Source organism: Polaromonas sp. P4_F6 (assembly GCF_056401275.1).
Genome location: NZ_JBFUJQ010000006.1, coordinates 48,349 through 71,102, shown reverse-complemented (window position 1 = coordinate 71,102; position 22,754 = coordinate 48,349). Strand labels below are relative to the sequence as shown.

The window sequence follows — 22,754 nt, the reverse complement described above, 5'->3', positions numbered from 1 at the left end:
AGTACCTTTTCAGTATCAAGCTGCGCGAAATTAAGAAGAACGCAGACAGCGAGCGGCACCGCCGTTCAAGCAAAAATAAATATTTATCGCGTTGGCAATATGCATCCAAGCATTTCCCTGGGAGGGGAAACTTTTTGAATCTCTTCATGCCCCCGATGCAAACCCGTTCCGTGCCTGCGGGCCAGCAACGCGCGCGCGGCTTCACGCTGCTGGAGCTGCTGGTGGTGGTGGTCATCATCGGCCTGCTGGCCGGGCTGGTCGCGCCGCGCTACTTTGACTCTGTCAGCAAATCCAAGTCCAAGATCGCCAAGGCGCAGATCGAATCGCTCGACAAGGCGCTGGACCAGTACCGCCTCGATGTCGGGAGCTACCCGACAGCCGAGCAGGGCCTCAATGCGCTGAACACCCAGCCTTCGGGCGTCAGCAAATGGCAGGGGCCCTACCTCAAGAAAGCCCTGCCGGCCGATCCCTGGGGCAATGACTACGCCTATGTGCTGCTGCCGGGTTCAGGCGGCATCGACATCATCTCTTACGGTTCCGACGGCAAGCCCGGCGGCACCGGCGAGGCGCAGGACGTCTCGCTGCGTTCGGCCAACTGACGGCGCTACCCCAAGCGCCGGAAGCTTTCATATGGCCGCGGCTCACGCCACCTACGAGGTCGTCACCCGCGACAGCGCGGGGCGCATCGCGTCGCGCCAGGTGCGCGCGGCCACGGCGGCCGAAGCGCTGGCGCAGACCGCGCGCGGCGGCTTCACGGTGCTGAGCTGCGAGGCCGCCCAGGAGGCAAGCGCCGGCCTCGGCGGCCTTGGCAAACTGGTGCGCGGCAAGTCCGCGGCGCCCTCACGCGCGGGACTGGACACCGCTTCTTTCTCGCAGGACTTCGCGGCGCTGATAGACGCGGGCCTCAGCGTCACCGAAGCGCTGCAGACCCTGAGCATCAAGGAAACGGCCGGCGCGCGGCGCGAGCTCATGGAGCAGGTGACGCGCGCGGTGTCGGAAGGCCGCAACCTTTCCGCGGCCATGCAGCTGACGGGCGCTTTCCCGGAACTGCTGGTCGCCACGGTGGAGGCCAGCGAGCGCACCGGCGACCTCGGCAAGGGCCTGGCGCGTTACGCCGCCCACCAGCGTGAAATGCAGGCGCTCAAGGACAAGCTCATAGGCGCTTCGGTCTACCCCCTGGTGCTGCTGGTGGTGGGCGGGCTGGTGGTGATGTTCCTGATGGGTGTGGTGATACCGCGCTTCGCGGGCCTCTTGGACGGCACGCGCACGCAGCTGCCCATGCTGTCCTCGGGCCTCATGGCCTGGGGCCGGCTGGTGGCCGACCGGCCCTGGGTGCTGGCACTGTTCTTCGGCGGCGTGTTCGCGCTGGGGGCCTGGGTGGTCGCGCACTTTCGCGCGCACGGCGTGCGTTCGCGCTGGCTGCAGCGCATTCCTTATATCGCCGGCGTGATTCGCGAGTTCCAGCACCTGCAGCTTTACCGCACCATGTCGATCCTGGTTTCGCGCGGCATTGTGATCCACCGCGCGATGGCGCACGGCGCCAAGCTGCTGGGCGACGCGGACCGCGAACGGCTGGAGCGCGCCATCGTGCTGATGCGCGAAGGCCTGAGCATGAGCGCGGCCCTGTCGGGCGCGGGCCTGTCCGATGCCGTGGCCACCAGCATGCTCAAGGTGGCGGAACGCACCGGCTCCATGTCGGAGATGCTGGAGCGCATCGCGCAGTTTTACGAACGCCGGCTGCAGCGCTCCATCGACGTGGCCACGCGCGTCATCGAGCCCGCGCTGATGATCGTGATAGGCACCGTCATTGGCGCCATCGTGGTACTGATGTATTTGCCCATCTTCGACCTGGCTTCCACCTTGTCCTGATCCTTGTCCTGATACCTGAAGCGCCTTCCCATGAACGCCCCCCTCCCCCTTGTTTCCCTTGCGCCGCCGGTCGAAGCGGCCGCCGGCCAGGTCGGGCGCGCGCTGATGCAGCAAGCCGTGCAGGCGGCGGCAGTGGGTTCGCGCCTGCAGTGGATGGTGCAGCAAAGCGGGCTGGAGGCCGAGCAGGTGCTGGCCGAGGTCGCGGCCGCACTGGGCCTGCGCGCCATGGCCACGCAAGAACTGCAGGGCATAGCACCCGACTTCGAGCTGATCGCGTTTGCCGACTGCCAGGCGCGCGGCTGCCTGGCCGGCTGGTCCACGGCTCCGTCCGGCGAGAGGCTGCGCACCGTGGTCGTCAGCGACCCGCTGGACCTCAAGGGCCAGGAATGGATAGACCTGCAGCTGGGCGGCACGGGCGCGGATGAAGTTGTGCGCGGCCTGGCGCTGATCGAAGACGTGCAGGCCTGGCTGGCCCATGCCGAGCGCAACCTGATGGCCATGGGCAGCGCGCAAGAGGAAGATGCCGGCGGCCTGGCGCAGGCGGAATCCGTCGATGCCTCCGTGGTGGTCCTGTCCATCGCGGGCATAGAGACCACGGCCAACCCGCTGGTGCGCCTGGTCGATTCGATTCTGTACGACGCGCTCAAGATGGGCGCGTCCGACATCCACTTCGAAACCCAGCCGGTCGGCCTGCACGTCAAGTACCGCATCGACGGCGTGCTGGAAAACGTCAAGCGCATCGACAGCGCCGAGATGGGGCAGCAGGCGATTTCGCGCATCAAGGTGCTGTCCGAACTCGACATCTCCGAGCGGCGCACGCCGCAGGACGGCCGCTTCAAGGTGCGCGTGGAGCGGCGCGAGATCGACTTTCGCGTCTCCATCATGCCCAACCTGTTCGGCGAGGACGCGGTGCTGCGCGTGCTGGACCGCAAACACCTGACCGGCCAGTTCCAGACCCTGAGCCTGGACACGCTGAGCTTCGCGCAAAGCGCCAAGGACTTTATCCGCCAGGCCTCGGGCCTGCCCTACGGCCTGCTGCTGGTGACCGGGCCCACCGGCAGCGGCAAGACGACAACGCTGTACGCGGCGATCTCCGAGATCAACACCGGCCTGGACAAGATCATCACGATTGAAGACCCCATCGAGTACCAGCTCAAGGGCGTTCTGCAGATTCCCGTCAATGAGAAAAAAGGCCTGACCTTCGCGCGCGGGCTGCGCTCGGTGCTGCGCCACGACCCGGACAAGATCATGGTGGGCGAGATACGCGATGCCGAGACCGCCCAGATCGCGGTGCAGGCGGCGCTCACCGGCCACCAGGTGTTCACCACGGTGCACGCCAACAATGTGTTCGACGTCATAGGCCGCTTCAAGAACATGAACGTCGACAGCTACAGCCTGGTGTCGGCGCTGACCGGCATCGTCGCCCAGCGCCTGCTGCGCGCGGTGTGCGCGCATTGCGCGGTCCCCGCCGGCCTGGCGCCCGAGCAGCTCACGCGGCTGGGCATTCCCGCGGAGCGCCTGGACCTGGGACAGGCGAAGTTCATGCAGGCCGTGGGCTGCGCGCATTGCCGCGGCACCGGCTACAAGGGGCGGTTGGCGATTGCCGAGACGCTGGAGATGGACGACGACATCCGCGACCTGCTGGTGCGGCAGGCGCCCATCTCGCAGATCAAGCAGGTGGCGCGCGGCAAGGGGTTCATGAGCTTGCGCGACTCGGCCGTGGCCCTGGCCATGAGCGGGCAGACCACGGTGGAAGAAATCAACCGCGTCACGCCGCGTGAAAACCTGCAGGCCGCGCCGCCCGCGGAGGCCGTCCCTTCATGAAGCCGGTGATTGAGCTCGACATCGGCGCCTCCCAGCTGCGGGCGACGCTCAGGCCAGCCGTGGCCGGCTGGGGCAGCCGTGTGCTGCGCAGGCTGCAGCGACAACGCAGGCCGGTTGAACCCACACCGGCCGCCGCGCTGACCGAAACAGCCAGCTGGGCGCCCGGCGCCACACGCGCCGAGACCCTGGCCGCGCTGCTCGAAGCCGGCGCGCAAGCCCTGCAGGCGCTGCGCGCGCGCTACCCCAGCTCACTCGACGGCAGCCGCCTGGTGGTGCGCACAGGCGTGAGCGCTTCTTATGTCGGCGTCGCGCCCATGGATGTGTCTTCGCCCTCGGCGCGTTCGGAGCAACAGCTGCGGGCCGTGGCAAAAGCGGTGACGCAGGAGGCCATGGGCGCGGAGGCGGCGGCGCACGACGTGCGCTGGCGCATGGAGGCCAGCCAGGCGCACCTGTGCGTGATCACGCTCGAATCAGCCCTGGTCGCCGGCCTGCAGGCGCTGGCCCAGGCCCAGCGCATGGCACTGGCGAGCTGCCAGCCGGCGATTGTGGAGCGGCTGGACAGCGAACTCAAAGCCAGCAGGCGCCAGCGCGATGCGCGCACGCTGGTGTGGACGGAGCTGGACGCCTTGGGCTGCCGCCATGCGGCGCTGGGTTTTATCCGCCTGGTGGACGGCAGCGCCGTGAATGCCTGGCGCACCGTCACGCAGGCGCCGTCGGACGCCGGCGACCCCTGGCTGCAGCCCGCGCTGCAGCGCTTCCTGATCGCCTCGGGCGCGGGAACTGACGAGCAGGTCATTCCCTGCGCCTGGCCTGCCGTCGTCGCCACCACCACCACGGAGCTTGCAACATGAGCCGGCGCCTGGTCGAAAGCCCTTTTGAATTCGCGCCGGACGCAGCGCGCTACCGCCCGCTGAGCTGGCTGGTCCTGGCCACGGGCATTTGCATCGCGCTGGCCGGCCTCTACATCAGCTTGCGCGCCGGCGCGCAGCTTGAGGGCGTGCGCTCGCAGCAGGCGAAGATATCGAAACAGCAAAACGCGCTCAGCGAGCAGCTGCGGCGGGCCGAGAACAACCCCGCCATGCTGGAAAAGATCAAGGCCAAGCGCCAGCTCGAAGCCTTGCTGCAAACACCGTGGTCGCTGATGTTTGAAGCCCTGGAGGCCGCGGCAGACACCGTCGAAGGCCGGGTCACCCTGCTGTCCATGGTGCCCAACACCGCCAACCCGGCCAGCCGCAAGATAGAGCTGACCTTGATGGCGTCGAACTACCCCTCCATGCTGGCCTATACCGAGGCGCTCAGCACGGTCAGCGGTTTCTCCGATGTGCGCATCGTGAGCCACCAGTTGGACGAACGCAGCAGCCCGGCCACTTTTCGATTCCGCCTGACGGCGGGCTGGAACCGTTTGAACGAAGGGGTGTTTCTGGCCAAAGAGCCGCCTGCCGGCGCACTCCTCTCACAGACGCCGCTGACACCGTTGATGCCGGCGCAGGTCTCGGCCCCCGCATTGAAGCCCGGCCTCAGCAAGGCGCCCTCGCCATGACGCGCGGCCCCGCTTTTATCACCACGGCGCTGGGCCGCTCGCTTGGCCGTTTTCGCGGCGGCGCGGGCCTGGCGCCGCTGCGCGCCCTGGGCTGGCCTGTGCTCTGCGGCCTCGGGCTGGTGCTGGTGGGCGCCCTGCTGCTGGGGCTTTCGCAGCAGTTGCGCCTGCAAAAAAACACGCTGCAGCTGGAACTGCGCCAGGCCCAGAAGCCGGGCCCCAAACCCGCCGCGAGCGCCGTGCGTGGCGTGCCTGTGATTTTTCCGCCGGCCAGCGACTACACGGCCGACCTGGCGCAGATTTTTGACATTGCCAAAAGCCAGGGCATTGTGCTGGCCAGCGGCGACTACCGCGACGCGGACGCTACAGCCCTGGGCCTGGACACCCGCCTGGTGGACCTGCGCATCAACGAGAACTACGGCACGCTCAAGGAATTCCTCGCGAGCGTGCTCAACGCCATGCCCCACGCGGCGGTGCAAGAGTTGCGCATAGAACGCAAGGACGGCGCCACCGTGAAGCACCAGGTCTTCCTCAAGCTGGCGCTGGTGTATTCACCGCGCACGGCCTCCGCCCAGGGCGCGCAAGCCGCGCCCAGGAAGACGCCGGCCAGCGCCCCCGAAGCGGGCGGCGCGAAAGGCATGCCGTGAACGCGGGCAGCCCCAAAGCCGGCTGGAAAAAAACCGCCGTGCTGGTAGCGGCCGGCCTGGGCAGCTTTGTGCTGGCGGCCGCCATGCAGGGCAAGCTGCAGGCAGGCGACGACGACCTGGACCTGGCGGCGGCACCGCGCCAGCGGCCGGCGCCGGCTGTCCCACCGCAGGCCGGCGCCGCGCCTGCGCCCCCGGTAGAGGAAACATCGCAGCGCGTGGACGTCGCGATGAACAGCCCCAGCCTGCGCATGAACAAAATGGTGGTGCGTGATCCTTTCGGCCCGCTGGCGCCCGAGTTTGTGCCCCCGCCCCAGGTGGTGGCGCCGCCTCCACCGCCGCCCGCTCCCGTCAAGGCCCACAAGCCGCCACCGCCGCCCGTGGCCGTAGAGCCCGCGCCGCCACCACCCCCCACGGCACCGCCGCTGCCCTTTACCGCGGTGGGCGCCATCCAGGGAAAGAAGATCGCCAACGGCCAGCTGCAAGCCTTTATCCAGCATGGCGACAACCTCAGCGTCATCCAAAAAGGCGACACCGTCGCCGGCAGCTACCGGGTGGACGAGATCACGTCCGACCGCGTGGTGTTCACCTACCTCCCCCTGGGGCAAAAACAATCGCTTCAACTTCTGGACAACCCACGATGACAACCATTGAACACAATGCCGGGCTTTCCGGGAGGGCTGCCACAACAAGGGGCTTGGGCGAACTGCGCGGCCGCATGACACCGGTGGCCTCCAGCGTGCTGGCCTGCCTGCTGCTGACGGCCTGCGCCGGCGCGCGCTACCACCAGGACGGCATGAGCCAGATCGGCGAGGGAAATATAGACACGGGCATCGCCTCGCTCAAAAAAGCCACCGAGCTCGACGGCAGCCAGTCTTACAAGATCGACTACCTGGTGCAGCGCGACAGGCATGCCGACACCTTCGTCAAGCAGGCCGACCAGCTGCGGGCCAGCGGCGACATCGCCGGCGCGCGCGACCTTTACGGCCGGGCGCTGGCACTGAATCCCAGCAACATCCGGGCCGCGACCGCGCTCAAGGCGCTGGACCAGGACGCGCGCAACGACCAGCTGCTGGCCGAGGGCGAGCGCTACCTCAAGGAGGGCAAGCTCGACGCGGCCGGCGAGCGCGCGGCGCGCGTGCTGGCCGACCAGCCCACCCACAAGCAGGCGGCGCAGCTGCGCAAAGCCGTGCTGGACGCCAGGGCCGCCGCCGAGCTGGAGCGCGAACGTTTCCGGGAGGCGAAGTCGGTCATGAGCTCGCCGGTAACGCTGCAGTTCCGCGATGCCACCATGCGCACGGTGTTTGAGGCGCTGTCGAAATCCACCGGCCTGAACATCCTGCTGGACCGCGAGGTCAAGGCCGACGGCAGGGTCACGATTTTTGTGAAGGACGTGGCGGTCGAGGACGCGATCGACCTGATCCTGATGCAGAACCAGCTCGAAAAACGCATCATCAACAGCAACACCATGATGGTCTACGCGGCTACGGCCACCAAGCAGTCGGAGTACCAGGAATTGACGGTGCGCTCCTTCCGCGTCACCAACAGCGACCTCAAGTACCTGTCCGGCATGCTCAAGACCATGCTCAAGCTCAAGGACGTGTCGGCCGACGAGCGCAGCGGCCTGCTGGTGATACGCGACACGCCCGAGACCCTGCGCATCGCCGAAAAACTGATCGCCCTGCACGACGAGCCCGACCCGGAAGTCATGCTGGAGGTGGAGGTGCTGGAAATCTCCGAGGGGCGCAACAGCAACCTGGGTGTCCAGCCGCCCAACGCCATCACCATCAGCACGCCCACGGGCGGCGCGACTACGCCGGGCGGCACCGTCAGCAACCTCACCATCAGCCAGCTGCGGCAGCTGGGCATGGGCGGCCTGACCGTGACGCCGATTGCCGGCACCCTCAACTTCAAGCTGCAGGACACCGAAACCCGCATCCTGGCCAGCCCGCGCATACGCGCGCGCAACCGCGAAAAAGCCAAGATCATGATTGGCGACCGCGTGCCCACCATCATCAACAACGTCACGCCGGTCAATGGCGGCTCCTCCGTCGTCACCGGCACCATCACCTACCAGGACGTCGGTCTCAAGCTCGAGTTCGAGCCCCAGGTCTATGCCAGCAACGACGTGGGCATCAAGATCAACCTCGAGGTCAGCAACATCGCGCGTGAGTTCACCGACACGCAGGGCAGCCGCTCCTACCAGATAGGCACACGCAACGCGAGCACCTTTTTGCGCCTGGCCGACGGCGAAACCCAGGTGCTGGGCGGCCTGATCACCGACGAGGAGCGCAACACCGCCGACAAGATCCCGGGCCTGGGGCACCTGCCCGTGGTCGGGCGCCTGTTCGGCAACTCGAGCACCAACAAGTCCCGCTCCGAAATCGTGCTGGCCATCACGCCGCGCGTGCTGCGCAGCTACGCCAACCTGGGCACTGAGCGCTCCAGCGTGTTCTCGGGCACGGCGTTGACCCTGCGCGACCGGCAAATCCTGGCCGACCCCGTGGGCGGCCTGAGCCTGCCCAATTCGACAGGCGCCCGCCCCGCGCCCGCGCCCACACCTGTCAGCGGCATCTCGCCGGCGCCGCAGCCACCCGGTGCGCCCGGGGTGCCGGGGGCGCCATCGCCCGCCGTTCCGCAGGTACCCGCGCAAACGGCTCCCGCCATGCCGCTGGGCGGTGGCGGCCTGCCGCCGCCTCCGCCCATGATCCAGCGTTGACAAGAGGCGTCGTGGTTTTTTCCTCCAGCCGCCCGCGCACGGGCCATCGCCCTGAAGCCGGCTTCACACTGATAGAGCTGCTGGTGGTGTTCTCCATCCTGGCGCTGCTGCTGACGCTGGCCACGCCGCGTTACTTCAAGGCGCTGGACGGCGGCAAGGAAAAAGTCCAGGCGCAAAACATCGCCACGCTGCGCGACGCGATTGACAAATTCCGCGCCGACCAGGGCAAGTACCCGGCGCAGCTGCAGGAGATCGTGGACAAACGCTATTTGCGCGAGATCCCGCTGGATCCGGTCTCGGGCTCACGGGCCTGGGAAACCCTGCCCTTCCCGACCAGCGCCGAGCCCGGCATTTACGACGTGCGCGCGCCCAACGCACCCGCCCCCTTGCCGCCGGCAACCACGGAAAGCGCCGCGCCATGAAGCAGCCTGCGCAGCGCGGCTTCACGCTCATCGAGCTGCTGGTCTCGCTGGCCATTGTGGGCCTGCTGGCCATGGTGGCCGTGCCGCTGACCCAGGTGGTGCAGACACGCGCCAAGGAGGCCGAACTCAAACAGGGTTTGCGTGTGATACGCCAGGCGCTGGACAGCTACAAGGCAGCCTCCGACGCCGGCGTGATTGACAAGGGCGTGGGCGCCTCAGGCTACCCGCCCTCACTGGAAGTGCTGGTCACGGGCGTGCCGCGTTCCGCCGCCTTTGGGTTTTCAGCCCAGCCCTTTGTGCTGCTGCGCCGAATCCCGCGCGACCCGTTTGCCGAAGACCCGGCGCTCAGCGACGCGCAGACCTGGAACACCCGCGCCTACAGCAGCAGCGCCGAGGCGCCGCAGCCGGGCGCGGATGTGTTTGACGTCTCATCAAAATCCGCCAAGCAAGGGCTGGACGGTACGGCTTACCGCAGCTGGTGAGGGCGAGCCGTGAAAGCCATCCGTTCAAGCAAACCTTTGGCCGGCCAGTCAGGCCTGGTCCTGCTCGCGGTCTTGATTTTTCTGCTGCTCACCACGCTCGGCGCATCGGCCATGGTGGAGCTGCAACGCACCCACACCCAGCGCGCCAAGGAGGCTGAGCTGCTGTTTGTCGGCGATCAGTACCGCCGTGCGATCAAGTCTTATTACAGCAGCGTGCCCGCAGGGAAAAGCCAGTCCCCGCCGCGATCCCTTGAGGACCTGCTGGAAGACAAACGTTTTCCTATGCCGGTGCGCCATTTGCGCCGCCTCTACCCGGACCCCATGACGGGCGAAACCGACTGGGTGCTGGTTCAGGGTGCGGGCGGTATTCTGGGTGTGCACAGCCGCTCCACACAAAGCGCTTTCAAGAAGAGGGAGTTCCCGATCCAGTACCGGGATTTCCAGGACAAGGAGACTTATGCGGAGTGGGTGTTTGTGGCTTCGGTGAATTGAGGTAGCGCTCTCAAAATTTCACAGAAATCCCACACCCTGTCTTTTGCCCATTTGGCAAAACGCAGGGGAATTTGTGAATCGAATTCCCGCCAATCCCATCGAGGAGCAAACGTAAGACACCACTTCATTCTTTTGGGCTCGACCCAAACCTCTCTGCGCATAGGCGTAGCACGATCAAGTAGATGATTACCACGCCAAATGCAATTGGATCGCCCAGCGCAGTGCGGAGCCAGCCTTGCCCAAGACCCAGCACAACGACACCCGCTAAATATATAAGTTTTTTACGCATGGGATTCACCGCCTATTACTTTCGACACGTGCATCTGTTTGGGTCGGGAGCATCCGAGACCATCTTCTTTGCCCCTTGGTAGGCTCCCTGGTATACAGCGTTATCGACGATGCGATCCTCGTGAGCAGCCATGCGCTCTGCAATCTTTGAAGCCCGATTCGGCGTTTGCGCCCGCCCTAACTGTTCCGACAGATTTCTCAAAGCACCTCCTGAACCTCGTGAGCTCCCGACAAAAGGCACCCACTTTGGATATAGACCCTTTAGACCATTTAGCGCTCCAGGTGCAAAGGCCCCAACTGCAGCCGCTACACCAATGTTCCACAGGTCGTAGTTCTTCCAGTCAAGGGCGTCGCAGCCATCCTTATAGTTGCCGTACGCTTGCATTGCAATCTCGATACCCGCTCCAATAATGATTCCCGGCACATTGATGAATTGTCCAGTTGGGTCAACGGCGGAGGTCGGATCACCTTCTGCATACGCAAAGGTATTTATACCACCGGACAATCCAATTGGATCGGACTGCATATACCGCCCGATACGCGGGTTGTACTCGCGGTTCCAATTCTGGAACAAGCCGCTCTCGGCATCAAACACCTGGCCGGGCAAGCGTTGGTTAAAGCCGAAGACTCCCAGGCCGGCCGGATTCTGATCCGGCGCAGTCGCACCAAAAGCCTCAGCCGAGTCCCAGCGCCAAGCAATCGCGTCATCGCTTTGACGAGTGATGATGCGTGGTGCGCCGAGCTGATCGGTTGAGACGTTGTAGAGACTGATCGCGATGTCGCTAGCACCGGCTGTGCCGGTCTGCTTGACCACCCCCACCGGGCCACCCAGATAGATGGTTTCGTAAAGAGGAACGCCGTTAGCATCGTACTCCCCAAGCAGCTTTCCTTCTTCGTCGTAGACATAGTAGCCAGCGCCCGTTGACACCAAGGCCGTAGGTCCGGTCTTTCCAACCCGCAGCTCCAGCGCGTTGTAGCTGTAGCTCACGGTTCCCCCGGCATTGGTCATCGTCGCCAGGCGACCCCGATCACTGTAGGTATAGGTATTGATACCGTCGATCGTGATATTTCCAGCGGCATCATGTTGTATGGTCGCCGTGCCACCCACATCCTGGGTCTGGGTCAGCTTGTTGCTGATGGCCGAGATCGTGTTGGGGTAGCTGGTGGCGCTAATGACCTTGGCCGTACGGTTGCCCGTGGCGTCATAGCTGTATTGGATCGCCGTGCTGCCCAGCGTGGCGCTGATCAGGCGATTCAGGTTGTCATAACCAAAGCTCTGGTCCAGCGCCGGAACAGGGCTTCCATTGCTGACATGCGTGTAACCCGTGATGCGCCCTGCGGTGTCACGGACGATGGCGCGGCGAATGCCGGTTGTTGTGGGGTCACCCAGGTTGTAGGCGCTGATCTGCCCATTGGCGTCATAGCTGATGGCTTGCGTCTTGGTGCTGGCCCAGGTCCAGCCGGTCATCTTTCCTTCTGCATTGGTGGTGACGGCATTCAACATTGGCAGCGTGCTACCGGTATTGGTGCCCACACCATTGCTGTTCGGTGGATTGACGGTAATACCCGAAACCACACCCTGCGCGTCATAGCTGTAGTTGACCCGCGTTCCACTGGGATAGGTAATCGCAGTCAGCTTGTCCAAGGCACTTCCACTATCGCCCCGGGTATAGCCCACGGTAAACGTCCTGGCCCCCGTAACCTGGGTTTTACCGGTCTTGCGGCCCATGCTGTCGTATGTGTAGACCACCTGGCCGCTGGCATCGGTGAACTTGGTCAGTTCACCGATGGCGCCTGGGATCGGAGTGCTGCCACCGTCGTATTCAAAGACCGTTCCCGTGCCCGTGGCATAGCTGATGGTTTTGAGGCGCTGCAGGTTGTCGTAGCTGTACTGGGTGAGCTTGCCGCGGGCGTCGGTTTTGGTCAGGACATTGCCGTTGGCGTCATAGGTGTACTGACTGGCGCCCGTGTCGGGGCTGGTCTGGGCCGTGACGTCACCAAGGCCATTAGGGCTGTAGGTCGTGGCCAGGTTGCGCGGGTCGGTGACTTGGGTCAAACCATCGGCGGCGTTGTAGGCAAAGCCGGTGGTCGTTGGCGTGGCGCTGCCGGTATTGGCCGGCTGCTGGGTCTGGATGGGGCGGCCCAGGCTGTCGTAGTAGGTGTAGGTTGCCAGGCCGTTGGGGTCGAGCACCGTTGTGGGCCGGCCCATGGCGTCGTAGCCGTACTGCCAGGTCAGGGTTCCGCTGTTGATGGCCACAACGACCGCGCCAGAAGTCGAGGGATCGTTGTTGCTGTCGCCCGCGTATTCAGCGCTCAGGGTATGGCTGCCCAGGGCAAAAGAGTTTGTACTCAAGGTGGCCACACCACCGCTCAAGGCGCTGCTGCCCACCATGGTGCCGCCATCTTTAAAGGTGACGTTACCCGTAGGACTCGCGCCCGTAACAGTCGCAGTCAGCGTAATGCTTTGCCCGACCGGCGCGGTGCCGGCGCTGCTTGAAAGCGCCGTGGTCGTCGGGCCGGCAAAGGCCATGGCCGGGGCCATGAGGATGAGCAGCACCAGGCGGCTTAGCCACACGGTAAAAGCTCGGATCGGGCTAAGGCTGCTCATGCTGAATCCTCCTGCTTGAGTGATGGTGGTTGTGGTGGTGTTCAATTGCTCGCTCCCGTAACTTGTTGCACGCGATTCAGGGCGTCGTAGACGCGCGTGATGTTTCTTTGCAGGTTGCCCGAAGGGTCCTTGACCTGCTCGCCGGTCTTGTTGCCCATGGCATCCAGGGTGTAGCTCACGGTGTTGCCTTTGGCGTCGGTCACGCCGGTCAGCCTGTGCGCCGCGTCGTAGCTATAGCCCAGGGTTGTGCCGTCCGGCAAGGTGGCGCCCGTCATCTGGCCTGCGTTGTCATAGGTGTAGCTGGTGACGCGAGCCGTTCCGCCTGGCGGTGTCACCGTCACGCTGCTGGTCCAGCCGCGTGGGGTGTAAACCATGTCAGTCACCACGCCTTTGGGGTCCACCATCTGCTTGACGCGCCCTGCCCTGTCGTAAAGCGTGAACTGCGTGATATGGCCTGCAGCGTTGGCAATGGACTGAAGGTCTCCTACGGTATGGCCCACAGCGTTCGGGTCGGTGCTCGGTCCCGAATTCGGAAACGCTTGCGTGGGCGACGTGAAGTTGGCGGTGTAGCGGGCCACACCTTTGGTCACCCGGATATCGTCCATATAGCCCTCAAACTCACGATCCCCCGCGATAAAGGATCCACCGATACGCAGCAGGCTGGGTGAATCCGTTTTGGGCCATGTTGCGCGCGAGGCTTGCAACACACCATTGATAAACAGCCTCGCCGTCGTTCCGTCATCGGCCACTGCAACATGGCTCCAGGTGGCGAGTTGCAGCGCCGTCGGGCTCTTGAATCCATCCGTGAACAGCCATGACACGTTGTCGGACGAACCATAGAGCCAGATGAGGCCTTCGGGCGACAGATTGATCTGCAGCGGGGCCGGAACAGACCCGGTGGTCTGGTTAGCCTGGAAGAACAGCCATGCGTTGGCCTTGAAGCTCGAGGGCCGTATCCAGAACTCAACTGTATAGGCGCCGGGAAAATGGAAGTCGGGACTGTCGGCCAGCGTGATTGCGGTATTGGACGCATCCACCCCGTCAAAGAACAGCGAGGAGCCGCCGAATTTGCTCTGCGCGGTCCCTATGCTAGCGCCGCCCACAACGGTCACGCTCTTGGGATTCGGGCTGCTGTCGACAATGGTTGTCGATCCATTGGCACCGTCACCATGCAACAGCAGGCTGACCGACGCCATGTCCGGGTCCGGCGCCTGGGCAGTGCCAGAGAAATTCGTGTCGCTGTAGTAAGCGTAAGTAGTGACGCGGTTCAACGCATCCTTGGAGGTCAGCGTACGGCCGGCGGCATCATAGGTAAAACTTGCGTCGGGCCCCGACGCGGGAAGGTAGGCGGCAACACCGGGGAATTGGGCCGCAGGTGGCGTGAAAGCCGCAGAATAACGCGCCACACCTTTGGAAATACGGATCTCATCCATGTTCCCGGTGAAAGCGACCGTTTCCCCGCCCTTGCCGATATACAACGGCCCTGTGAGCGCGGCAAAAGGCGTGTAGGCGGCAGTGCTGGTCGAAGGAACGCCGTTGACGTAGACCGACATCGTGGTTCCGTTCCCCACAATGGCAATATGCTGCCAGACATTGGCGGTAATCGACGTCGTGGGAAACACGCCGACAATCTCCCAGTTGTTCACGGCCGCGTTGCTCTTGAGAATACGAACGGCGTTGTTCTCAAGATCAATCTCAAAGGGCGAATAAACCGCGCCAAGCCGTGTGGAAATGAGGCTCTGAATGCCCCCAATGGAACTGGGCTTCAGGAAAAACTCGATGGTGAACGGCGACGACCCGAAGTTGAAGTCAGTTCCGGCCGGCACCGAGATGTATCCGCCGTTGGCGAAGGCCGCCGAACCGGTGCCGAATACTTTCGATGCCGTTGAAATAGACGCACTGCCGGTCACTGAAAGCGTTTTCAGGGCCGCGCCATCGTCCACAAAGGCCGTCGAGCCGTTCGTTCCGTCCATATGAAGCAAGAGCGAATTGGATGCCGCGTTGGGATCGGTGGAGCCGGCTCCGGCAGCCGCCGGGTTCGCGAGCTGGACAATCCTCTTGCACACCACGGGCAGGGGTTTCCCATTGGGCAATGCCGGCGCAGGGGTGCAATTGGCCGCCGCATCGGCGTTCAAGGGGTCCGGCCGGCCCTGGTAAACCAGCGTGGTCAAGGTCCCGGGCGTGGCACTCGCAACCGGAAGCCGCCAGTCCGGGTGCCAGCTGGTCGTGAATTTCCGGGCCCCCGCCGGCAGGCTGGCGCCGGCAGGCAGCACGGCACTGCAGGCCGCGGTATTGGACAAGCCCTCCACCCGCGTAATCTCCCGGTTCGAACCGTCATAGGCGTAGCAGCTGCGCACGCCGTCGAAGTCGTCCCGCGAGAGTAGATTCCCGGCGGCATCAAAGGTGGAAGCGCTATTGGCGGCGGCACAACCCGAGCCTGCCGGCTGGCTCAGGCCAGTGGCCTTGTTCAGACCGCCCACCGTGCTGGAAGCAATGTCCGAGCTTTGGCCATTGGGCAGGGCGAGAACCACATTGCTGGGCGACACCATGCCGTGGGCGCGGGTGGTAATGGTCGTTGCGGCATCGTAGGTCTGCGTGACGGCCACGGAAGGTGGAGTGCCGTAAGTCACGCTGTAGCGGTTAACGCCACCGGCGAGTTCGGTGGAGACGGCACGGCCGGCGGCATCGTAGGCGTAGGTGGAGTAGCGGCTGCCCAGTTCGTCCACCGAACCGGTCAGCGCCCACGGTAGGCTGGAGTTTTCATAAACAAAAGCCTGTGCGGTATTGTCGGGCCAGGTGAGCTGCACCAGGTTGCGGTTGGCGTCGTAAAGGGCGCTGATGGTCTGGCCCATGGAATTGCTGACGGAACTCACCAGGCCATCGGTGGCGGCATTACCGCCGGAGGGCAGTGTGTAGCTGAACCTGATACTGCGGCCGACGTTGTCGGTTGCCGACATCAGGTAGCCGGCGGCCGGGGCGCCCGTGCCCGCTGCCGGGCTGTAGGCGTACGTTATCTTGTTACCGCGGCCGTCGGCTTCAGAGGTGATCCGCCCTGCGCTGTTGTAGGTTTCCTGGATCTGCGAAGAGGTCTCCACGTAACGATAGCCGCCGGAAATGGCGCTCAGAGCGTCTTTGTGGTTGCCCATGGGCGCATAGGAAGCATTCGTCGGGTTGTAGCGAAAACTCACGACGGTGCCGTTGCCGCGCATGACTTGTATGCCGAACCCACCCGCGCCTATGACGATGTTCTTGTGCAGCGAACTCTCCCATAACGCACCAAAGGCAGGAATGTTGCCGAATGCAGCGGGTGTTTTGCCCATGGACGCGGCAGCAAAGACCTTGCGGTTGTCGTAAGTCACACGCCATGGCTGGCCGCCAACCGCAAAGCCCGTGGAGACGGTGTGTGTCTCGGCCCCCGCCAAAGGCGTGATGGGCTTGCCGACCGTGATCACTCCGGGAGCCGGGCATCTTTCCGGCTGGGAACTCACAGGTACATCAACAATGTTGCTGGTGCTGCTGTTGAAGCAGCCATCCTTGAGAGGATTCTCGGAATAGCCCGACTTGCAGACACAAGTGGTTCCGCTGGCTTCCGCGCCGTCGGGGCATACCGTGGGCGTCAGAACGCATTTACTGGCCGTGTAGCAAGTAATCCCCTTGTTCGGAATGGTGCAGGTAAAACCAGTCCAGGTGCCCATAGGCGGCAGCACCGGCTCAGCGGACTGCGCAACACCGAACACCCCCTGGAAATTCCAGGCATTGCATGATTGAGTCGCCGTGGGCATGCAAACGCCCCCGCAGTCTATCGCCCCTCCATACGTTTCTTCCGCCAAAGGCTTGACGGCAGCGATTGCGAGGCCGGAAACCATGGCCGTGACCCACATCAAACCAAGAAATGCTTTTTTCAACACGTCGACTCCTTGCCTGCTATCAGATGTAGTTTCAAAAATGGCTGGACTTACACGATTGGCCTCAATTGGAGGCTCCCGTCACTTGTTGCACACGGCTCAAGGCGTCGTAAACCCGCGTGATGTTTCTTTGCAGGTTGCCCGAGGGGTCCTTGACCTGCTCGCCTGTCTTGTTGCCCGTGGCGTCGAGCGTGTAAGTGACGGTGTTGCCTTTGGCGTCGGTCACGCCTGTGAGGCGTTGTGCCGCGTCATAGCTATAGCCCAGCGTTGTGCCGTCAGGCAGCGTGGCGCCCGTCATCTGGCCTGCGTTGTCGTAGGTGTAGCTGGTGACGCGGGCCGTGCCGCCCGGCGGGGTGACTGTGACGCTGCTCACCCAACCTCTGGGGGTATAGCTTGTGTCCGTCACGATTCCTTTGGGATCCACCATCTGCCGAACGCGCCCCGCCCTGTCGTACAGGGTGAACTGGGTCACGTGGCCTGCCGCATTCGTGGCCGATTGCAGATCTCCCGCCGTGTGGCCCATCGCGCTGGGATCCAGGACGACACCCACATTGGGGAAGGCTTGAGCAGGCGGCGTGAAATTGGCGGTGTAGCGCGCCACGCCGGTGGTGATGCGCAGGTCGTCGATATAACCGGGGAAATAGGCCTCCGAGGACACGATCGCCTCACCCCCTATCGTCACCGGCGTCGCAGAGCTTTGAACGACGGCACTGGAGGCCGTTTCATTGACCAGGATGCCATTGACAAAAGTTCTCAAGAAGCCTCCGCTCCGTGTTGCGGCGATGTGGCTCCACTGGTTCAGCGGAATGGCCGCCGCACCTGTGGCCACCCCCGTCGAGGATTCAAAGCTTGAGCCGTTCCCGGTGATGGACATCTGGATATACAAGATGCTGGTCGCGTCCGAGTAAAGGCGCAGCCACCACGACCTGCCGCTTCCTGGGGTCCCCGTGTCCTTGCCGGCAATGATCGCGAACCGGGTACCGCCGTAAGACGCAAAAACAGAGGTCGGATGGACCCAGGCCTCCATCGTGAAATCATCGCTTCCAAGGTTCAGGAAAGCCGGATCCGGCACGGACAGATAGGAACTGCCATTCAGGAAAATGGACGAGCCGCCGAATTTGCCCTGTGCGGTACTGATCTTTGGGGCTCCCACAGGGGTCAAAGCCCTATTGCCCAAGCTGCTGTCCGTGAACGCGGTGGATCCGTTGGCGCCATCACCGTGCAACAGCAAACTCACCGAGCCCATGCTTGGGTCGAACGAGCCCGGGGGCTGCGCGGGCGAAAAGCTTGTGCCGCTGTAGTAGGCATAAGTGCGTGTCACAAAGCCATTGGAATCCGTCTGCGTGACGGGCAAACCCTGGCTGTTGTAGGTCCAGCTGGTAGTGCGGCTGGCAAGGGTGGCGGTGTCCGTCACCGTCCTCGTCAACGGGTTGCCCTGCCCGTCGTAGGTGTAGGCTGTTGTGCGCCCGGCCTCGGTGACGAGCACGGGCAGCTTGAAGGTGTTGTGCCACTGTGTCCCGCTGGTCTGCGCTTCGGGCAGACCGGCCGCCTTGGTGGTACTCAAGGGAAGGCGCCGGTTGATGTCCCAGGTGTACAGGGTGCTGACGCCCAGGAAATCGGTTTCCTGCGTGACAAAACCATTGACGTCCTGCAGGCGAGTGGCCGCAGAGCCGGCGCCGCTTGCAGCAGGTTTGTCCGCGCCCACGACGGCGAGCTTACCTGCGGCTGTGCCGTAGTTGTAGGTGCGCTGGGTTCCGATGGGATCGGTGACCGTGGTGCCCGCACCGGCGGAGGCGGGATAGCTCACGCTGTACAGGTCGGCGTTGAGTGCGTAGCCGCTGCTGGTGGCACGGCCCTGGCTGTCATAGGCCACCGTGGCCAGGCGGTTCGCGTTCTCGTCAACGATGCCGGTCACCAGTTGCGGGAAATTGGCGTTCTCGTACAAATAGGTTTTGCTGACGATGCCGGTGCCGCTGCCGGCCGGATAGGCGACTGCCGTCAGACGCGATGCGGCAGCAACCCCGTCGTAGGTGTAGTTGATGAGGCGCCCGTCCGGCAAGGTCACGCTGGCCAGTTGGCCGGCACCGTTGTAGGTGAAGCCCAAGGTTCGACCGAAGTGATTGCTGACGGCAATCAGCAACCCTGTCGCCGGCGCTATGGCGGCAGGCGTATTGGTGGTGCTGTAGCTGTAGGCAGTGGTCCAACCATTGCGCTGGGTCACCGTGAGCAGCTTCCCCGCGTTGTCGAATTGCCATGCCGAGTCGTCGTCCAGGCGCTTGTAGAGCAGGCCGGACGCGTTGGCAACCAGCGTATCCGCGCTATTGGCCGGCACCCAGGTTCCGCTGGTGGCGTTCCAGTTGAAAACACGTACGCTGCCGCCGCCAAAAAGAATTCTGGCGGCGCTGCCTGCGGTTCCCGCCGCGCCAACCCGCCTGAGCGCGGTCGCGTGATTGTGCGACCAGGTCTGCCCCAAACCCGCCGTTGCCATACCCGCCCCCATCGCCCGGCTGCTTCTGAAGCTTCTCACAAGCGCCAAGGCATCAGGGCCTTTCCCTTGGTGGTCGCTGTGCTCAAAAACTTTCTCGCCCGTGGCCGGGATAATGGGCCTGCGTGTGCACATTCCATCTTGCTCGGGAATGTCGGCCACAGGTTCCGGCGGCGTTATGTCGGGACGGCTGCATGTCATGCCTCCCGAGTCGTGGGAAAACCCGGCCGGGCACTCAGTCCTCACAATGCCACCCGAACCCGCAAACCTGTTATCGGGGGTGTATATGGCGCAACTGGCCCCGCCGTGAAATGGTGAGTAACCTGCCTGGCCCCGGTTTGGATGGCACTGTTCGGCTATCGGCGCACAGCCGAACTCATTTTGCGCAATGAACTCATAGGTGGCGGCGGGGCAAATGGGGTTATTCCAGGGAGAACCCGCGCCTTTAGGCCAACCCCAGATTTTTGTCGCAGGAACCGTTTCAGCGGATGCCCATCCACCCATGCAGAAAAATGCAAGCACCAGCCAAAGCGCCGGCATTGGCTTTGCCCTAACCCGGTCCGTCGGGCTTTGAATACCTTGGATTTTCAATTGCTGGCTCCCGTGGCTTGTTGCACGCGGTTCAAAGCGTCGTAGACACGCGTGATGTTTCTCTGCAGATTGCCCGAAGGGTCTTTGACCTGCTCGCCGGTCTTGTTGCCGGCGTTGTCGAGGGTGTAGGTGATGGTGTTGCCTTTGGCGTCGGTCACGCCGGTCAGGCGCTGCGCGGCGTCGTAGCTGTAGCCCAGGGCTGTGCCGTCGGGCAGGGTCGCACCCGTCAGCTGGCCTGCGTTGTCATAGGTGTAAGTGGTCGTTCTGGCCGTGCCGCCCGGTGGCGTCACCGTCACGCTGCTGACCCAGCCTCGGGGGGTATAGGCCATGTCGGTGACGATTCCCTTGGGGTCAACCATCTGTCGCACGCGCCCGGCCCTGTCATACAGGGCGAATTGCGTGATGTGCCCTGCTGCGTTGGTGATGCTCTGCAGGTCCCCTGCCGTGTGGCCTACGGCATTGGGGTCAATGACCGGTCCTGTATTTGGAAATGCCTGTGCTGGTGGCGTGAAGTTGGCGGTGTAACGGGCAAACCCTTTGGTGATTCGCAGGTCAGAGAGATAACCGTTCCATCCCCCTGCACCTATCGAGTCGGCGCCGATGGCAATATTGCGCGAAGAAACATTCAGGCTAACGGAAAGAGCCGAAGAGCCAACACTCACGCCATTGACGTACAGGGTCACCAGGTTGCCATTGCGCACCGCGGCAAGATGATTCCAGGTGTTCAGGGCTAGTGCATTAGGCGCATCGACAACGGCAACCAGTGAGCTGCCAGCAAAAAACGCGACCTCTGGCCGCCCCGCAATGGTGAGCAATCCAAAGCTGGCGTTGCCATTCACACCCAGTTGGTACTGGCCCACGATGCTTTGAATGCCCGATGCATAGCCTGTGGTGTTGTTCGCTTGGTAGACCCAGCTTTCAATGGTGAAGTCTCCTCCATCGAACTGGAAGGCTCCTGCGGCGGGCGTCGATATATAAGAACCTCCACCGTCAAAGTAAATTGAGCTGCTACCAAATTTGCTTTGAGCCGTGCTGATCTGCGTATTACCCAATACCGTCAAGGGCCTGGGTGACAGACTGCTGTCCACGATGGGCGAACCGGCCGTACCGATGCCATTGAGCAGCAAGCTGACGCGGTTCCACTCAGGATCTCCGTTCGACACAGCTCCGCTAAAGCTGGTGCTGCCGTAATAGGCGTAGGTCTGCTGGACGGCGCTGTTGGTGCTTTGAGTAGCGACCAGGCCTTGAGGGTTGTACGTCCAGCTACTGGTCCGACTCACATTGGTCGCGGCGTCCGTGACGGTTTGACTGAGTTTGTTGCCCTGTGTGTCGTAGCTGTAGGCAGTGTTTCTTCCCGCCTCGGTCACGAGCGCCGGCAACCGGAACGTGGGGTGCCACTGCGTTGTAGTGGTCTGCATTTCGAGCAATCCTGCTGCTTTCGTGGTGCTCAAGGGCAGTCGCCGGTTGATGTCCCAGGTGTACATGGTGTTGACGCCCAGAAAATCGGTCTCTTGCGTGACGAAGCCATTGGCATCCTGCACCCGGCTGGCGGCGGAGCTGTTGCCGTCGCCGCTGGGTTTGTCTGCGCCGGTGACGGCGAGCTTGCCTTTGGTGCTGCCGTAGCTATAGGTTCGCTGCGTGCCCAATGGGTCAGTGACCGTGGCCACTCCGGCTGCGCCGTAGCTGACCGTGTGCAGATCGGCCCCGCCCGCGTRCTGGCTACTGATGGCGCGACCATCCGCGTCATAGGTATAGGTGGCTAGCCGGTTGCCCAGTTCATCGATGATGCCGGTCAGCAACTGAGGATAAGTGGTGTTCTCGTAAAGGTAAGTCTTGCTGACCGTGTCACCAGCGATACCGGGATAGCTGACGGTGCTCAGCCGGCCCTGGCTTGTCACGCTGGTAAAGCTGTCGTAGCTGAAGCTGATGGTCCGGCCGTCAGGCGTCGTCATGCCGGTCAATTGGGCGTTGGCGTTGTACGCGAAGTTGAGGTTGCGCCCGAACTGGTTACTCACGCGAGTCAGCAGGCCCGCGACCGGCGCGGTCGTGGAGAGTGTGCCGGCCGTGCTGTAGGTGTAGCTGTTGATCCAGCCGTTCCTACGGGTTACCGCGAGCAGCCTGCCGGCGGCGTCGAACTGCCAGAGGCTGTCGTCGTCCAGCCTCTTGTACAGCAGCCCGAGTGTGCTGGCGGTCAAGCTGTCGGCGCTGTTGGCGGCATCCCAGGTGCCGGTACCGGCGTTCCAGTCAAAGATGCGCACGGACCCGTCGCCAAAATTTACCCGGGCTTTGTTGCCAGCTGTGGATGGCGGCCCTTCCAGGTTCACCGACACCGCATGGTTGTGCGACCATGCCTGGCTTAAACCGGCCTCAACCGCAAACCCTTTGGCGCCTCCAACCGCCCACTGGCTTCGGTAGCTGCGCACAAACGCCAACCCATCCGGGCCGAAACTTTCATGGTCCTGCTCGGTTTGAGTCTTCTCTCCCGTTCCGGGAATGATGGGATTGGCGACGCGCTCGCCGTCAGCTCGTGGACAGGAATTTGGCGTTGGCTCCGGCTCGGGTATGGCGGGGGGCACCCAGCACACTAGGTTGATCCCGGCGTAGGCGGGGCTGTGGTAACGCGAGCCATCCTGAAATGCGTGGGAGTAATACCAGGACACACCTGGTGAGCAGGAATCCAGTAAATAGGGGATCCGCCATCGAATGGGGTCGGTGGCATTCGTCACATCCACATCGGCTTGCGCTGCGCCACACCAACTGCCCGCACGGCGAGCTGGTATGTCAGCCCCATAGTAAAAATAGTCGGGTCTCTCTCCAACAGGACACGCCGTCATGCTGGTATTCATGTACTCCTTTCGAATGCCCAGCAAAGAGCTTTGGGCAAAGGA

At 63.4% G+C, this 22,754-nt stretch carries 15 protein-coding genes; 11 read left to right on the top strand and 4 right to left on the bottom strand.

Annotated elements, in window-relative coordinates; translation table 11 throughout:
• The first annotated feature begins 155 nt into the window (after positions 1-155).
• The 11 genes from gspG to AC1DUN_RS15510 are packed head-to-tail and all read left to right on the top strand — an operon-like array spanning position 156 to position 9,989.
• Positions 156-599 carry a type II secretion system major pseudopilin GspG gene (gene gspG, locus AC1DUN_RS15560; RefSeq protein WP_477714741.1) on the top strand — a complete coding sequence of 148 codons (444 nt, stop codon included), beginning with the start codon at positions 156-158 and terminating at the stop codon, positions 597-599.
• Positions 600-630: 31 nt separating this feature from the next.
• Positions 631-1,869: a type II secretion system F family protein gene (locus tag AC1DUN_RS15555; protein ID WP_477714740.1), complete on the top strand. Its 1,239-nt coding sequence runs from the start codon at positions 631-633 to the stop codon at positions 1,867-1,869.
• 30 nt (positions 1,870-1,899) lie between these two features.
• The gene (locus AC1DUN_RS15550; protein WP_477714739.1) at positions 1,900-3,693 is read left to right on the top strand and encodes a GspE/PulE family protein; all 1,794 of its coding nucleotides are present in this window, start codon (positions 1,900-1,902) and stop codon (positions 3,691-3,693) included.
• Positions 3,690-4,544, top strand: coding sequence for a hypothetical protein (locus AC1DUN_RS15545; protein ID WP_477714738.1), 855 nt, complete (start codon positions 3,690-3,692; stop codon positions 4,542-4,544). The genes AC1DUN_RS15550 and AC1DUN_RS15545 overlap by 4 nt, the downstream gene beginning before the upstream one ends.
• Positions 4,541-5,233, top strand: a complete 693-nt coding sequence (locus AC1DUN_RS15540; protein ID WP_477714737.1) for a hypothetical protein — start codon at positions 4,541-4,543, stop codon at positions 5,231-5,233. The genes AC1DUN_RS15545 and AC1DUN_RS15540 overlap by 4 nt, the downstream gene beginning before the upstream one ends.
• The gene (locus tag AC1DUN_RS15535) at positions 5,230-5,877 is read left to right on the top strand and encodes a hypothetical protein (protein WP_477714736.1); all 648 of its coding nucleotides are present in this window, start codon (positions 5,230-5,232) and stop codon (positions 5,875-5,877) included. Before AC1DUN_RS15540 ends, AC1DUN_RS15535 begins: the two co-directional genes overlap by 4 nt.
• On the top strand, positions 5,874-6,518 hold the full coding sequence (locus AC1DUN_RS15530) for a hypothetical protein (RefSeq protein WP_477714735.1): 645 nt from the start codon (positions 5,874-5,876) through the stop codon (positions 6,516-6,518). The genes AC1DUN_RS15535 and AC1DUN_RS15530 overlap by 4 nt, the downstream gene beginning before the upstream one ends.
• Positions 6,515-8,593: a secretin N-terminal domain-containing protein gene (locus AC1DUN_RS15525; RefSeq protein ID WP_477714734.1), complete on the top strand. Its 2,079-nt coding sequence runs from the start codon at positions 6,515-6,517 to the stop codon at positions 8,591-8,593. Before AC1DUN_RS15530 ends, AC1DUN_RS15525 begins: the two co-directional genes overlap by 4 nt.
• An 11-nt stretch (positions 8,594-8,604) precedes the next feature.
• Positions 8,605-9,015 carry a type II secretion system protein gene (locus tag AC1DUN_RS15520; RefSeq protein WP_477714733.1) on the top strand — a complete coding sequence of 137 codons (411 nt, stop codon included), beginning with the start codon at positions 8,605-8,607 and terminating at the stop codon, positions 9,013-9,015.
• Entirely contained in the window at positions 9,012-9,497 is a 486-nt protein-coding gene (locus AC1DUN_RS15515; protein ID WP_477714732.1) for a type II secretion system protein, read from the top strand. Before AC1DUN_RS15520 ends, AC1DUN_RS15515 begins: the two co-directional genes overlap by 4 nt.
• 9 nt (positions 9,498-9,506) lie before the next feature.
• Entirely contained in the window at positions 9,507-9,989 is a 483-nt protein-coding gene (locus AC1DUN_RS15510; protein WP_477714731.1) for a type II secretion system protein, read from the top strand.
• Positions 9,990-10,293: 304 nt separating this feature from the next.
• Here AC1DUN_RS15510 and AC1DUN_RS15505 read toward each other — a convergent pair whose 3' ends face one another.
• From AC1DUN_RS15505 to AC1DUN_RS15490, 4 genes are all read right to left on the bottom strand, one after another.
• Positions 10,294-12,885 carry an Ig-like domain repeat protein gene (locus AC1DUN_RS15505; RefSeq protein WP_477714730.1) on the bottom strand — a complete coding sequence of 864 codons (2,592 nt, stop codon included), beginning with the start codon at positions 12,883-12,885 and terminating at the stop codon, positions 10,294-10,296.
• A 41-nt stretch (positions 12,886-12,926) separates the two neighbouring features.
• A complete protein-coding gene (locus AC1DUN_RS15500; RefSeq protein WP_477714729.1) occupies positions 12,927-16,790 on the bottom strand; it encodes a LamG-like jellyroll fold domain-containing protein in 3,864 nt (1,287 codons plus the stop codon).
• 64 nt (positions 16,791-16,854) lie between these two features.
• Complete coding sequence (locus AC1DUN_RS15495) at positions 16,855-19,866, bottom strand: LamG-like jellyroll fold domain-containing protein (RefSeq protein ID WP_477714728.1); 3,012 nt, start codon at positions 19,864-19,866, stop codon at positions 16,855-16,857.
• Positions 19,863-22,712, bottom strand: a complete 2,850-nt coding sequence (locus tag AC1DUN_RS15490; RefSeq protein WP_477714727.1) for a LamG-like jellyroll fold domain-containing protein — start codon at positions 22,710-22,712, stop codon at positions 19,863-19,865. The genes AC1DUN_RS15495 and AC1DUN_RS15490 overlap by 4 nt, the downstream gene beginning before the upstream one ends.
• Positions 22,713-22,754: the final 42 nt, after the last annotated feature.